This is a genomic window from Variovorax sp. LG9.2 (genome assembly GCF_035018885.1).
GTDB lineage: Bacteria > Pseudomonadota > Gammaproteobacteria > Burkholderiales > Burkholderiaceae_C > Variovorax.
The window spans coordinates 231050-244800 of the sequence record NZ_JASJXB010000005.1 but is presented as its reverse complement, the minus strand read 5'-3'; the positions used below and the strand labels follow the sequence as shown (position 1 = coordinate 244800).

General features: G+C 65.2%; 12 protein-coding genes. All 12 read left to right on the top strand.

All coding sequences use genetic code 11. The annotated features are described in order from the left end of the window. The first annotated feature begins 11 nt into the window (after window positions 1-11). A complete protein-coding gene (locus QN413_RS07735) occupies window positions 12-1013 on the top strand; it encodes a PDR/VanB family oxidoreductase (protein WP_323496032.1) in 1002 nt (333 codons plus the stop codon). Window positions 1014-1029: 16 nt separating this feature from the next. Continuing rightward, a complete protein-coding gene (locus QN413_RS07730) occupies window positions 1030-2364 on the top strand; it encodes an aromatic ring-hydroxylating dioxygenase subunit alpha (RefSeq protein ID WP_323496031.1) in 1335 nt (444 codons plus the stop codon). Further along, complete coding sequence (locus QN413_RS07725; protein ID WP_323496030.1) at window positions 2364-2855, top strand: aromatic-ring-hydroxylating dioxygenase subunit beta; 492 nt, start codon at window positions 2364-2366, stop codon at window positions 2853-2855. Before QN413_RS07730 ends, QN413_RS07725 begins: the two co-directional genes overlap by 1 nt. A 21-nt stretch (window positions 2856-2876) precedes the next feature. Further along, window positions 2877-4499 carry an AMP-binding protein gene (locus tag QN413_RS07720; protein WP_323496029.1) on the top strand — a complete coding sequence of 541 codons (1623 nt, stop codon included), beginning with the start codon at window positions 2877-2879 and terminating at the stop codon, window positions 4497-4499. Window positions 4500-4692: 193 nt separating this feature from the next. Beyond that, entirely contained in the window at window positions 4693-5883 is a 1191-nt protein-coding gene (locus QN413_RS07715) for a thiolase family protein (protein ID WP_323496028.1), read from the top strand. Beyond that, a complete protein-coding gene (locus QN413_RS07710) occupies window positions 5880-7160 on the top strand; it encodes an SDR family NAD(P)-dependent oxidoreductase (RefSeq protein ID WP_323496027.1) in 1281 nt (426 codons plus the stop codon). Before QN413_RS07715 ends, QN413_RS07710 begins: the two co-directional genes overlap by 4 nt. 19 nt (window positions 7161-7179) lie before the next feature. Next, complete coding sequence (locus QN413_RS07705; protein WP_323496026.1) at window positions 7180-7992, top strand: cyclase family protein; 813 nt, start codon at window positions 7180-7182, stop codon at window positions 7990-7992. Next, window positions 7989-8723, top strand: coding sequence for an SDR family NAD(P)-dependent oxidoreductase (locus QN413_RS07700; RefSeq protein WP_323496025.1), 735 nt, complete (start codon window positions 7989-7991; stop codon window positions 8721-8723). The genes QN413_RS07705 and QN413_RS07700 overlap by 4 nt, the downstream gene beginning before the upstream one ends. Before the next feature lie 110 nt (window positions 8724-8833). Next, window positions 8834-10003 carry an ABC transporter substrate-binding protein gene (locus QN413_RS07695; RefSeq protein ID WP_323496024.1) on the top strand — a complete coding sequence of 390 codons (1170 nt, stop codon included), beginning with the start codon at window positions 8834-8836 and terminating at the stop codon, window positions 10001-10003. A gap of 37 nt (window positions 10004-10040) precedes the next feature. Continuing rightward, entirely contained in the window at window positions 10041-11081 is a 1041-nt protein-coding gene (locus tag QN413_RS07690) for a branched-chain amino acid ABC transporter permease (RefSeq protein WP_323496023.1), read from the top strand. Continuing rightward, window positions 11078-12901, top strand: a complete 1824-nt coding sequence (locus tag QN413_RS07685; protein WP_323496022.1) for a branched-chain amino acid ABC transporter ATP-binding protein/permease — start codon at window positions 11078-11080, stop codon at window positions 12899-12901. Before QN413_RS07690 ends, QN413_RS07685 begins: the two co-directional genes overlap by 4 nt. Further along, window positions 12898-13647, top strand: a complete 750-nt coding sequence (locus QN413_RS07680) for an ABC transporter ATP-binding protein (protein WP_323496021.1) — start codon at window positions 12898-12900, stop codon at window positions 13645-13647. Before QN413_RS07685 ends, QN413_RS07680 begins: the two co-directional genes overlap by 4 nt. Window positions 13648-13751 lie beyond the last annotated feature (104 nt).

Sequence of the window (13751 nt, the reverse complement as noted above, 5' to 3'; positions counted from 1 at the left end):
AGAGACACCACATGACCACTTCGGCCGTACCCACCGCCACGCTCCAGCTTCGCGTTGCCGAAGCGCGCGAACTCAATCCGCTGATCCGGCTGCTGCGTTTGCGGCGCGACGACGGCAGGGCATTGCCCGGCTTCGCTGCCGGCGCACACATCCGCGTGCAGGTGTCGTTGCCCGACGGCAAGACCGACTGGCGCCACTACTCGCTCATCAACTTCGCGACCGAGCGCAACGCTACCGTGGCCCCGGCGGAGTACGTGATCGCCGTACGCAAGGAGGCCGATGGCCGCGGCGGCTCGCGCTTCATGCACGAGCGACTGAAACAGGGCGACACGCTCGCCATCGAAGCACCGAAGAATGACTTTCCGCTGCACACCGGTCCGGGCGGTTCGGTGCTGGTGGCCGGCGGCATCGGTGTGACACCGCTCGCGACCATGGCCGCGCGCCGCCGGGCCGAGGGCGCAGAAGTTCGAATGCACTACGCCGGCCGCAGCCGCGACCACATGGCCTTCCTGCCTGAGCTGCAAGCGCTTCTGGGCGACGGCCTGCATGTGCATGCCGACGCCGAAGCCGGTACGCCGCTGGACATCGAGGCGCTGCTGAACGACGTGCCGACCGGCGATCGTCTCTACGTTTGCGGCCCCAAGGTGATGCTCGACGCCGTGCTCGCCCATACGCAGGCGCGCGGCTGGGAACACGACCGTGTGCATTTCGAGCTCTTCACCGAAACCGTGATGGAGGAGGGGGATCAACCCTTCGAAGTGGAACTCGCGCAATCAGGCCAGCGCTTCACCGTGGCGGCCGATCAGACATTGCTCGACTGCCTGATCGACAACGGCTGCGACCCGATGTTCGACTGCAAGCGCGGCGAATGCGGCGTGTGCGTCGTGCAGGTGATCGAAGGGGAAATCGACCATCGCGACTACGTGCTGACCGCCCGCGAGAAGGCGCAGGGAGATGTCATGCAGATGTGCATCTCGCGCGCCAAGGGTGCGCGCCTGGTGATCGATCTTTGAAGGAGTGATGCGAGCCATGCAGACTTCAACACGACACGCGACCTCGTACCGCGACAACCCCGACGCCATCCGCGCGCTGGTGCGCAACGACCAGGTGCATCGCGACCTCTACACCAGCCAGGAATTGTTCGAACTGGAGCAGGAGCACTTTTTCGCCAACACCTGGAACTACGTGGGCCACGAGAGCCAGTTGCTCAAGTCGGGCGACTGGATCACCAACGAAATCGCCGGCCGGCCGTTGATCGTCGTGCGCCACACCGACGGCAGCGTGCGCGCCATGATGAACCGCTGCGCCCACAAAGGCTCGCGACTGGTGAGCGCGTCGTGCGGCAACACCGGCAAGTTCTTCCGCTGCCCGTACCACGCCTGGACCTTCAAGACAGACGGCGCCTTGCTCGCCATCCCGCTGAAGGCCGGTTATGAAAATACGGCCCTGCACGAGTGCGAATCGGCCAGGGGCCTCACCACGCTGAAGCATGTACGCACGCATCGCGGCTTCATCTTCGTGAAGATCAACGATGCCGGGCCGGACTTCGACGAATACTTCGGCGACTCGCTGAGTTCCATCGACAACATGGCCGACCGCTCGCCCGAAGGTGAGCTGGAAATAGCGGGCGGGTGCCTGCGCTTCATGCACCAGTGCAACTGGAAGATGTTCGTCGAGAACCTCAACGACACGATGCATCCGATGGTCGCGCACGAGTCTTCGGCCGGCACCGCCAAGCGCATGTGGGCCAACCAGCCTGCCGACGCGCCCAAGCCCATGGCCGTCGAGCAATTCGTGCCCTTCATGTCGGACTACAAGTTCTTCGACGACATGGGTATCCGCACCTATGACAACGGCCACAGCTTCACGGGCGTGCACTTCAGTATCCACAGCAAGTACGCGGCGATTTCCGAGTACGACGATGCGATGAAGGCGCGCTACGGCGCAGAAAAGACCGCGCAGATCCTCGGCATGGCGCGGCACAACACCGTGTACTACCCGAACCTCACGATCAAGGGCGCGATCCAGTCGATACGGGTGATCAAGCCGATCGCCGTCGACAAGACGCTGGTGGAAAGTTGGACCTTTCGCCTCAAAGGTGCGCCGGCCGAGCTGCTGCAACGCACCACGATGTACAACCGCCTCATCAACTCGCCGTTTTCCGTCGTCGGGCATGACGACCTTCAGGCCTATCGCGGGATGCAAGCCGGCCTGCATGCCAGTGGCAACGAGTGGGTCAGCCTGCATCGCGGCTACGACGCGTCGGAGTTGAAGGGCGGCGAGATCACCACGGGTGGCACGAGTGAATTGCCGATGCGCAACCAGTACAGAAGCTGGGTAGAACGTATGACGGAGACCATGTAATGGCCAACGAGACTGAAATCACTCGCCAGGACCTGATCGACTTCGTCGTGAACGAAGCGCATCTGCTCGACACGCGTTGCTACGAAGAGTGGAACGCGCTCTTCACCGACGACGCGTTCTACTGGGTGCCACTGGTGCCCGACCAGGAAGACGGCATCAACCACACCTCGCACATGTACGAAGACAAGCTGTTGCGCGACCTGAGGATCGAGCGCCTCAAGAGTCCGCGCGCGTTCTCGCAACAGCCGCGCAGCCGCTGCCATCACTTGCTTCAGGTGCCGGTGGTCGAGCAGTTCGATCCAGAAGCCGGTCGCTTCGTGGTGCGCACCGCGTTCCACTACACCGAGTCGCAGGGGGACGAGCTTCAGTTCTACGTCGGCACCTTCTTTCATCATCTGACCGTGCACGAAGGCGCCTTGCGCATCACGCAGAAGCGCGTCAACCTGCTCAACTGCGACGCGGCATTGCCGGCGGTGCAGCTCTTCATATGAGCACGGTGTGACGAGCAAGCTATGACTAGCACGGTTCACGATGTTTTTTCGGCGACGGCGGCACGCACGCCCGGTGCGGCGTTCCTGTTCACCGAGTCGGTCACAGCAGAGGCCTATGGCATCGAGGCCGGTGCGATCACATGGGGCAAAGCCGCCGCAGAAGTCGAGCGTCTGCGTACGGCCTATGCCGCAGCCGGCTACGGCCACGGTCATCGCATCGGCTTGCTGCTGGAGAACCGACCCGCCTTCCTGTTCCATTGGTTCGCGCTCAATGCCTTGGGTGCGAGCGTGGTGCCCATCAACGCCGACATGCGCTCGGCCGAGCTGAGCTACCTGATCGGCCACAGCGAGATCGGCCTCGCCGTCACGCTGCCCGAACGTGCCGCAGACCTGCAGGCCGCCGCCGCACTGGCCGACGTGGCCTTCGAGACGATGGGCCCCGACGACGGGATGCCCACCGCCAAAACCGCCGCACCGCGTGTTGCCGAGCCGATCGGCGCCGACACCGAGTGCGCGCTGCTCTACACCTCGGGCACCACCGGTCGCCCCAAGGGCTGCATCCTGAGCAACGCCTACTTCGTGAATGCGGGCGAGTGGTACGCCGCGCTCGACGGCGTCTGCAGCGTGCGCCGCGACACCGAACGCGTGATGACGCCGCTGCCGCTGACGCACATGAACGCGATGGCCTGCTCCACGATGGTGGTGCTGGTCGCAGGCGGTTGCCTGGTGCAACTCGACCGCTTCCATCCAAAAAGCTGGCTTCAAAGCGCATGCGAGAGTGGTGCGACCATCGTCCATTACCTCGGCGTGATGCCCGCGATGCTGCTGTCGGCGCCGCCATCGCCCGCCGACCGTGACCACGCGATCCGTTGGGGTTTTGGCGCCGGTGTCGACCGCAAGAACCACGCACCGTTCGAAGTGCGCTTCGGCTTCCCGCTGGTCGAGGCATGGGCCATGACCGAGACCGGCGTCGCCGCCTGCATCATGGCCCACCGCGAGCCGCGACTCGTCGGCGAAAGCTGCTTCGGCCGACAAGAGTCGTTCGTCGAAATCAAGCTCGTGGACGACCAGGGCAACGACGCCGCGGTCGGCACCCCAGGCGAACTGCTTGTCCGCTCGACCGGCGCCGATCCGCACCGCGCTTTCTTCGCCGGCTACCTGAAGGACGAAGCAGCCACCAATGAAGCATGGGCCGACGGCTGGTTTCACACCGGCGACCTGGTTCGGCGCGATGCAGAAGGCAACTTCTTCTTCGTCGACCGCAAGAAGAACGTGATCCGTCGCAGCGGCGAGAACATCTCGGCCGTCGAGGTCGAGAGCGTGCTCAACCAGCACCCCGCCGTCAAATCCTCCGCCGTCGCAGCGACCCCCGACGCCGTACGCGGAGACGAAGTGCTCGCCTGCATCGTGTTGCGACAAGACGCCGACCAGACCGCCAAACAACAGATTGCCGCGAGCATCGTCGACCATGCCTTGGCCCAACTCGCGTACTACAAGGCACCGGGCTACATCGCCTTCATCGACACCTTGCCACTCACGCCGTCACAGAAGATTCAGCGTGGGGAACTGCGGGCTTTGGCTCTGACCTTGCCGTCTCAAGCGAACTGCATCGATACACGTTCGATGAAGAAGCGGCAGGGCTGAATGAACATGCATTCGTTTATTCGCTGCGTCGTTGTACTGAGGCGGCACTACACAGCCTCACCCGTGCCGAGGGCGCTGGGTGGTCCCCGCAGCGAAGTAAAGGAGGAGGCGAAGCCGGGGGACATGAGCGGAGGGGACTACCCAGTGGCCTCGGCACGAGCCAACGAACGCACCCGAGCCCGGACCCACTGAAATGGCAATAACAAAAAAACGCCGTCAGTCCTACGAAGGCGTAGCCGTGGCCGTCCCCGTCACGGTCCCCTACGAGCGCTACTCCACCCGCACCGCCCACTGGTTCCTGGGCCGCGCAGTCGATGCATTGGTCCAGTCCAGTGGCATCAAGAAACAACAGATCGACGGTTTCTGCGTCAGCAGTTTTTCATTGGCGCCGGACACCGCTGTCGGCCTCACCCAGCACCTCGGCCTCTCGCCGCGTTGGCTCGACCACGTGCCAACAGGCGGCGCATCCGGCGTGATGTGCCTGCGTCGCGCCGCCCGAGCCGTGCAGTCCGGCGATGCCGACATCGTGGCCTGCGTGGCCGGCGACACCAACCATGTCGATTCCTTCCGCCAGACCCTCGGCGCCTTCAGCAACTTCTCGCGCGACGCGACCTATCCGTATGGCGCGGGCGGCCCCAACTCGGTGTTCGCCTTCATCACCGCCAACTACATGCGCACCTTCGGCGCCACGCGCGAAGACTTCGGCCGCATCGCCGTCGACCAGCGAACCAACGCGCTGAAGAACCCGCATGCGATGTTCAAGAAGCCGCTCACGCTCGAGGCTTACATGGCGGCGCGCCCGATCTCCGACCCGATCCATCTGTTCGACTGCGTCATGCCCTGTGCCGGCGGCGAAGCATTCCTCGTCATGAGCGAGGAGCGGGCACGCGACCTCGGCCTGCCGCACGCGCTGGTGCACGGCGCCATCGAGCGTCACAACGCGTATGCCGACGATCCGATCATGGTGCGCGGCGGCTGGCGCATGGACCGCGACGATCTCTATGCGCAGGCCGCGGTGAAACCATCGGACATCGACTTCGTGCAGACCTACGACGACTACCCGGTGATCGTGATGATGCAGTTTGAGGACCTCGGGTTTTGCGAGAAGGGCGAGGGCCCTGCCTTCACGCGCGCGAACACGATGACGCACGACGGCAGCTTTCCCAACAACACCAGCGGCGGGCAACTGTCGGCTGGCCAGGCCGGTGCGGCGGGCGGGTTTCTCGGCATGACAGAGGCGATTCGCCAGCTCACCGGCGACGCGGGCGACCGCGCCGTGTCCGATGCGCAGTGGGGCCTGGTGGCGGGTTTCGGCATGGTCACCTACGACCGGTGCCTGTGCACCGGTGCCGTGATCCTCGGGCGTGGGGAAGGCCGCTCATGACGATGCCCTTCATCCACCCGCCGCGCAAGAACCCGGTGCTACGCACTCGGCAGATGAACCTGCCGCCGTGGGCACGCGGCCGCGTCGCGCTCGGCATCACGGCCGCTGCCGCAGAGGGCCGGTTCGAACTGCAGGTCTGCGACGACTGCGGCACGGTGCAATACCCGCCGCGCGAGGTCTGCCACAAGTGCCTGTCGGTCAGCCTGCGCTGGCGCGAACAAAGCGGGGAAGGCGCGCTGCTCGCCACCACCACGCTGCACCACAGCAACGACCTGTACTTCCGCGAGCGGCTGCCCTGGCGGCTGGGCCTGGTGCATCTCGATGCCGGTCCGACGCTGATGGTTCACCTGCACGGTGAAGTCGCAGAAGTTGGCGAGAGCGGCGACAGGGACAAAGCCTCGACCCGCGTGCGCGTGGGCGCCCGACTCGACCGCGCGGGGCAGGCCGTGCTCATTGGTTTTCCGAACGAAGGAAGTGCTCATATGGCCGACGACAAGATGCTGCGAGAAATGACCAGCGACCCCAAATTCCGCAAGGTGCTGGTGACCGACGGCAAGACCGAAGTCGGCCAGGCGCTGGTGCGCGCGCTGGTCAAGGCCGGTGCCGACGTCGTCTGGGTCGGTCATGCCGAGCCGTGGAAGAAGCTGGGCGGGCTGGACGACATCTCCGCGCTGCCGCAAGTCACGCTGGTGCCGCTCGACCTGACCAACGGCCGTGCCGTGACCGAGCTGGCCGCAGAGATCGGCGGCAAGGTCGACATCGTGATCAATAACGCCGAGGTGCATCGCGCCTTCGGCATCGGTGCACGCCGCGGTACCGACGCGGCCAAGGCCGAGATGGACATCAACTACTTCGGCCTGCTGCGGCTGGCGCAGGAGTTCGGCCCGGCGCTCAAGGGGCGCGCGGCCGACGGGCAGACCGGTGCGACCGCGTGGGTCAACCTGCTGTCGGTCTATGCGCTCAGCAACTTTCCGCCGCACGGCACCTTCAGCGCTTCGAAGGCGGCGGCCCTGTCTCTGTCGCAGTGCCTGCGCGCCGAAATGCGGCCGGCCGGCATTCGCGTGATCAACGTGTTCCCCGGTCCGATCGACGACGACTGGAACCAGCAGATGCCCGCACCCAAGCTGGCCCCCGACACGCTGGCCAACGCCATCGTGAAAGCGCTGCGCGATGGTGTGGAAGACATTTACCCCGGCGACGTCGCGCAAGAGTGGCTCGAACGCTGGCGCGACAACCCCAAGATCCTCGAGCGCGAGCTGGCCGCGGGCGGCAGCTGAAAGCAGGAGCAGAGCCAACATGACAAGCACGACCGAACTGATGTCCGCCGTCGAAATTCTCGGCAGCCTGGTGAGCGCGATGAGCACCGGCCGTATCCGCGTGATCGACCTCACGCAGACGCTCACACCCGAGTTTCCGCAGATCGCGCTGCCGCCCGAAATGGGCCAGTGCTGGCCCTTTCGCATCGAGGAAGTGTCCAAGTACGACGAGCGCGGCCCGGCCTGGTACTGGAACAACTTTTCTTGCGGCGAGCACACCGGCACGCACTTCGATGCACCGATCCACTGGATCTCCGGGCGCGACCTGCCCAACAACTCGGTCGACACGATTCCGGTGCAGAACTTCGTTGCACCCGCCTGCGTGATCGACTGCTCGACCGACGTGCAGTCGAACGACGACTACCTGTTGAGCGTCGCCGACATCGAGCGCTACGAAGCCGCACACGGCCGCATTCCAAAGGGCGCGTGGGTGCTGATGCGCACCGACTGGTCCAAGCGGGCCGACCCCGAGGCCTACCAGAACTTCGACGAAACCGGCCAGCACACACCCGGCCCGAGCACCGAAGCCGTGCGCTTCCTCGTGGAGCAGCGCGACGTGCTGGGCTTCGGCTCGGAAGCCATCGGCACCGATGCCGGGCAGGGCTACCACTTGCGTCCACCGTACCCGTGCCACTACTACATGCACGGAGCCGGGCGCTACGGTCTGCAGTGCCTTTGCAACCTCGACCTGTTGCCGCCTGCCGGCGCGGTGCTGATCTGTCCGCCGCTCAAGATCGAGAAGGGCAGCGGCAGTCCGCTGCGCGTGCTCGCCTTGATTGGGGTTGGCTCGTGAGCGCAGCGCCGCGCAAGGTCGCCGCAGTCACCGGCGGCAGCGCCGGCATCGGCCAGGCGATCTGCGAAGACCTGCTGGGCAAGGGCTACGAGGTCGTGTCGCTGTCTCGCCGCAAGGCGAGCATCGACCATCCGCGCATGCACAGCATCGAGGTCGACTTGGGCGACAGGGCTGCAACCGCCGAGGCCGCGGCCGAATTGGTGCGCCGCTTCGAGGTCGATACGGTGGTCCACAACGCGGGCGTGATTCGCCCCGCCTTGCTCGCGGACGTCGACCTCTCCGATCTGGATGCCCTGACTGAATTGCACCTCGGTTGTGCCATCCAGCTGCTGCAGGCCGCATTGCCACGCATGCGCGCACAGCACTTCGGCCGCGTCGTCCTGATGTCGTCGCGCGCCGCGGTCGGCCTCGCGACCCGCACTGCGTATTCGGCGACCAAGGCCGGCATGCTGGGCATGGCGCGCACTTGGGCGCTCGAACTCGCGGCCGACGGCATCACGGTGAACGTGGTGGCGCCGGGCCCGATTCGCACCGACATGTTCTACGACGTGGTGGAAGAGGGCAGCGACAAGGAGCGCGCACTGGCCGCGTCGGTGCCTGTCAAGCGGTTGGGCGAGTCGGCCGACGTCGCGCGGGCCGTGAGTTTCTTCGTCGACCCGGCCAATGGATTCGTCACCGGCCAGGTGCTGTACGTTTGCGGCGGCACCAGTGTCGGCAGCCTTGCCTTGTGATGTCTACAGAGACATTTACCGTGCCTTCGACTTCGACTTTTCTTTCGAGCAACGCGCGTTGCACCGTTTCTTGCTCTGTTCAGTTTCTTCTCAACCTGGAGTTCTTTTCCATGCCCAGCAAACCTCTCAAGTCACACAAGTCCCTGACGGCGCTCGCCATCTTCGCGGCCATCGCAACGTTCGCGGCGCCAGTGCTGGCGCAGGTGAAGATCGGCGTCGTGACATCTTCGACCGGACCGACCGCGCTGGTCGGTATTTCTCAAAAGAACACGGTGCCGCTGCTGCCGACCAAGATCGGTGACCTCACCGTCGAGTACATCTCGCGTGACGACGCCAGCGACTCCACCAATTCGGTGACCGAGATCAAGAAGCTCATCAGCGAGTCGAACATCGACGCGCTCATCGGCCCGAGCGGTTCGCCCAACGCGATGGGCGTGATCCAGTTCATCGCCGACGCCGGCGTGCCGATGCTGGCGCTGGTCGGTACGGCGGCGGTCGTGTTGCCGATGACCGAGCCGAAGAAGTGGGTCTTCAAGACTACGCAGAACGACGACATCATCGCCAAGGCGCTGGTCGGCCAGATGGTCAAGATGAAAATCAAGACGCTCGGCGTCATCGCGCTCAACGACCCGTACGGCGAGAACTGGGTCAAGGTGGTGGGCGAACTCGCTGCCAAGAACGACATCAAGATCGTCGCGACCGAACGCTTCCTGCGCACCGACACCTCCGTCACCGCGCAAAGCCTGAAGGTGCTCGCCGCTGCCCCGGATGCGGTGCTGATCGCCGCCGCCGGTGGCCCGACGGTGCTGCCGCAGACCACGCTGTTCGACCAGGGCTACAAGGGCCAGATCTTCCAGACGCACGGCGCTGCGCTGCCCGACTTCTTGCGCCTCGGCGGCAAGAAGGTCGAAGGCACGATCCTGGCCGCCAGCCTGATGCTGGTGCTGCCCGAGATCGCCGACAGCAACCCGTCCAAGAAGATGGCCATCGACTACATCGCGGCCTACGAAAAGCTCAACGGCAGCAAGCCCGCCACCTTTGGCGCCAACGTCTACGACGCCGGCCTGCTGCTGCAAAAGGCGATACCTATCGCTGCGCAGAAAGCCAAGCCCGGCACCAAGGAGTTCCGTGCCGCACTGCGCGACGCGCTGGAGCAGACCAAGGAGCTGGTCGCGACGCAGGGCGTGTACACGATGACGGCGGCCGATCACAGCGGCTTCGACGATCGCGGCCGCGAGCTGATCACTGTCAAGGATGGCAACTGGAAGCTGCTGAAGTAAGCAGCGCAGACGAAGAAAGAGCGAAGCGCGTCACCGCATGAATCTCCAGATTGCAGTTCTCCTGGGCCAGGACGGCATCACCAACGGCGCCATCTATGCGCTGCTGGCCTTGTCGATCGTGCTGGTCTTTACCGTGACGCGCGTGCTTCTGATTCCGCAAGGCGAGTTCGTCGCCTATGGAGCGTTGACGATGGCGGCCATTCAGGCTGGCCAGCCCAGCGCAGTGGCGTGGCTGGTGACGCTGCTGTTCGCGGCTTCGGCCGCGGTCGACGTGGCGCTGCTGCTGATGCGCAGCGAGCGCGCCGTGCCGCTGCGCTGGATGTTCGCGGGCAAGCTGCTCTATCCGTTGCTGATGCTGCTGGCGGTCTACAAGCTGCCGCTCGCCACGATGGCGATGCCGCTGCAGATTGCGTTGACCCTGGCCTTGCTGGTGCCGCTCGGTCCGTTGTTGTACCGGCTGGTGTTTCAGCCGATCGCCGATGCGCCGGCACTGGTGCTGCTGATCGTGTCGATCGCGCTGCATGTGTCGATGGTGGGCGTCGGCCTGCTGGTCTTCGGGCCTGGCGGTGCGAGCACCACGCCACTTGTCGACGCGATCATCGAGGTCGGCGGCGTCCGAATCAAGGCGCAGACGCTGTGCGTGATCGCGGTGGCGTTGCTGCTGATCGGCGCGCTCTACCTGATGTTCGGCCGCACCTTGTACGGCAAGGCGCTGCGGGCCGCGGCGATGAACCGCATGGGCGCACGGCTCATGGGCATCTCGCCGGTGTTCGCCGGCAAGGCCACTTTTTCCCTGGCCGCGCTGATCGGCGCGATGTCGGGCGTACTCATCGCGCCGATGACCACCATCTACTACGACTCGGGTTTCATCATCAGCCTGAAGGGCTTCATCGGCTCGATCATCGGCGGGCTCGTGAGCTATCCGATCGCGGCCATCGGTGCGGTGGTCGTCGGGCTGATCGAAGCTTTCTCGGCCTTCTATGCCAGCACCTACAAGGAGATCATCGTCTTCACGCTGATCATCCCGGTGCTGCTGTGGCTGTCGCTCACCAGCAAGCACGTGGAGGACGAGGAATGAGCGCTAAAAGCTCATTCATCGGACTCGGCATCTTCGTGCTGCTGCTCGTCGTCGCGCCGCTGGTGGTGCCGCCGTTCTATGTCACGCTGCTCAACTACATCGGCCTCTACGGGTTGGTCGCGTTGGGTCTCTTGCTGCTGACCGGCGTCGGCGGCCTCACCAGCTTCGGGCAGGCCGCGTTCGTCGGTATTGGCGCCTACACGACGGCTGCGCTCTCGACCGGCGTGATCCCGGTGCCGGAGCTGTTCACCTGGGCCCAGCACTCGCCGTGGATCGCGCTGGTCGCCGGCCTGTTGCTGACGCTGGCGGTCGCGCTGGTGCTGGGCGCGCTCACACTGCGGCTGTCGGGCCACTACCTGCCGCTCGGCACCATCGCATGGGGCCTGAGCCTCTACTACCTGTTCGGCACCTTCGATCGACTGGGCGGACAAACCGGCCTGCCGGGCATCCCGCCGATCTCGCTGTTCGGGGTCAAGCTGGAAAGCGCCAACCAGATGTACTACCTCATCTGGGCCTTCGTGCTGGTGGCGGCGCTCACCACGCAAAACCTGCTCGACTCGCGCCAGGGCCGCGCCATTCGTGCGCTCAAGGGCGGTGTCGTCATGGCCGAGGCGATGGGCGTGGACACGGCGCGCTCGCGCATGGTGATCTTCGTCATCGCCGCGCTGCAAGCTTGTGCGTCGGGCTGGCTGTATGCGCACCTGCAACGCTTCGTCAATCCGTCGCCATTCAGCCTGCAGTACGGCATCGACTACCTGTTCATGGCGGTGGTGGGTGGTGCCGGCCAGGTGTGGGGCGCGTTCCTCGGAGCTGGCGTCATCATCGTGTCGAAGCAATGGCTGCAGGACATCTTGCCGAGCCTGCTGGGCCGCAGCGGCAACTTCGAGATGATCGTCTTCGGCGCGCTGCTGATCCTGCTGCTGCAGCGTTCGCGATCGGGACTCTGGGGCCTGGTCACACGCTGCATGACGAAGCTGCTGCCCAAGTCGAAAGCCGGGCGCATACGCAGCGTGTCGCTGACAGCCGAGCCGCTGCCGCGCCGGCCGATGCCACCCAGTGGCGAGGTCGTGCTCCAGGCCAGGGCGGTCACGCGTCGCTTCGGCGGACTCATTGCCAACGACGCCATGGACCTTACGGTGCATGCCGGCGAAATCCTCGCGCTCATCGGCCCCAACGGCGCGGGCAAGAGCACGATGTTCAACCAGCTGTCGGGCGTGGACACGCCGACGTCGGGCCAGGTCATGTTTCGCGGACAGTCGATCGCCGGCCGCGGCTCGCGTGCCATCGCCAAGCTGGGCCTGAGCCGCAGCTTTCAGCATGTGCGGTTGATGACCGAGATGAGCGTGCTGGAAAACGTGGCCATCGGCGCCCACCTGCGCGGCAAGCGCGGCGTGCTGGCGGCAGCGTGGCGGCTCGACCGGATCGAAGAGGCGCGCCTGATGGCCGAGGCTGCGCACCAAGTCGAGCGCGTCGGCTTGAAGGACCACATGTTCGACGAGGCAGGTTCGCTCGCCTTGGGCCAGCAGCGCACGCTGGAGATTGCCCGCGCACTCGCCAGCGACCCGAGCCTGCTGTTGCTCGACGAGCCCGCCGCCGGCCTGCGCCATCGCGAGAAGGAAGCGCTGGGCGACTTGCTGCGCAAGCTGCGCGGGGAGGGCATGGCGATCCTGCTGGTCGAGCACGACATGGACTTCGTGATGGGCTTGGTCGATCGCGTGGTGGTGATGGACTTCGGCCAGAAGATCGCAGAGGGCTTGCCCGACGAGGTGCAGAAGAATCCGGCGGTGCTCGAGGCTTACCTGGGCGGGGTCGAAGCATGACAGCCAAGGTGCTCCAAGTGCGCGACCTGACCGTCTCTTACGGCAAGGTCGATGCACTGGTCAAAGCCAACATCGAGGTCGGCACCGGCCGCATCGTGACGGTGATCGGCCCCAACGGCGCCGGCAAGACCACGCTGCTCTCTGCCGTGATGGGCGTGCTGCCGTCGCGCGGCGAGATCGTGCTCGACGGGACCGTGCACCACTCTCCGCAGGTCGAGCAGATGGTGCGCGCCGGCATGACGCTGGTGCCTGAAAAGCGCGAGCTCTTCGCCGACATGAGCGTGCAGGACAACCTCGCGCTGGGCGCTTTCGACCGGCATCGCCGTGGCCTGCGCGACAGTGCGGAAACGCTGACGGAAATCTACGGTCTGTTCCCGCGCCTGCAGGAGCGGCGTGAGCAGCTTGCCGGCACGCTGTCGGGCGGCGAGCGCCAGATGCTCGCGATCGGCCGCGCCCTCATGGCCAAACCACGACTGCTGATGCTGGACGAGCCCAGCCTCGGCCTCGCGCCGCTGATCGTGCGCGAGATTTTTCGCATCATCGCGGCGCTGCGTGGGCGCGGTGTCTCGATCCTGTTGGTGGAGCAGAACGCACGTGCCGCGCTGCAGGTCGCCGACTACGCCTATGTGCTGGAAACCGGCGCCATCAGCATGCACGGCCCGGCCGCCGAACTGGCGCAAGACCCGCGTGTCGTCGAGGCCTACCTTGGCCTCGCCGGCAAGCACCAGGACCAGCTTTCCCGATGAAAGCGCCGTACTGACATCCATGCTTCGAATTCGACGCCACGACACGCCGATATTGTTGACACCTCAATGTTTCGAACTTCATATTCCTCTGAAAGGGCACCCAT

Bases quoted from the DNA above. Each gene is read 5' to 3' on its own strand.
- QN413_RS07715 (WP_323496028.1), top strand. From the start codon at position 4,693: ATGGCAATAACAAAAAAACGCCGTCAGTCCTACGAAGGCGTAGCCGTG.
- QN413_RS07720 (WP_323496029.1), top strand. From the start codon at position 2,877: ATGACTAGCACGGTTCACGATGTTTTTTCGGCGACGGCGGCACGCACG.
- QN413_RS07695 (WP_323496024.1), top strand. From the start codon at position 8,834: ATGCCCAGCAAACCTCTCAAGTCACACAAGTCCCTGACGGCGCTCGCC.
- QN413_RS07725 (WP_323496030.1), top strand. From the start codon at position 2,364: ATGGCCAACGAGACTGAAATCACTCGCCAGGACCTGATCGACTTCGTC.
- QN413_RS07690 (WP_323496023.1), top strand. From the start codon at position 10,041: ATGAATCTCCAGATTGCAGTTCTCCTGGGCCAGGACGGCATCACCAAC.
- QN413_RS07710 (WP_323496027.1), top strand. From the start codon at position 5,880: ATGACGATGCCCTTCATCCACCCGCCGCGCAAGAACCCGGTGCTACGC.
- QN413_RS07730 (WP_323496031.1), top strand. From the start codon at position 1,030: ATGCAGACTTCAACACGACACGCGACCTCGTACCGCGACAACCCCGAC.
- QN413_RS07705 (WP_323496026.1), top strand. From the start codon at position 7,180: ATGACAAGCACGACCGAACTGATGTCCGCCGTCGAAATTCTCGGCAGC.
- QN413_RS07735 (WP_323496032.1), top strand. From the start codon at position 12: ATGACCACTTCGGCCGTACCCACCGCCACGCTCCAGCTTCGCGTTGCC.
- QN413_RS07685 (WP_323496022.1), top strand. From the start codon at position 11,078: ATGAGCGCTAAAAGCTCATTCATCGGACTCGGCATCTTCGTGCTGCTG.
- QN413_RS07680 (WP_323496021.1), top strand. From the start codon at position 12,898: ATGACAGCCAAGGTGCTCCAAGTGCGCGACCTGACCGTCTCTTACGGC.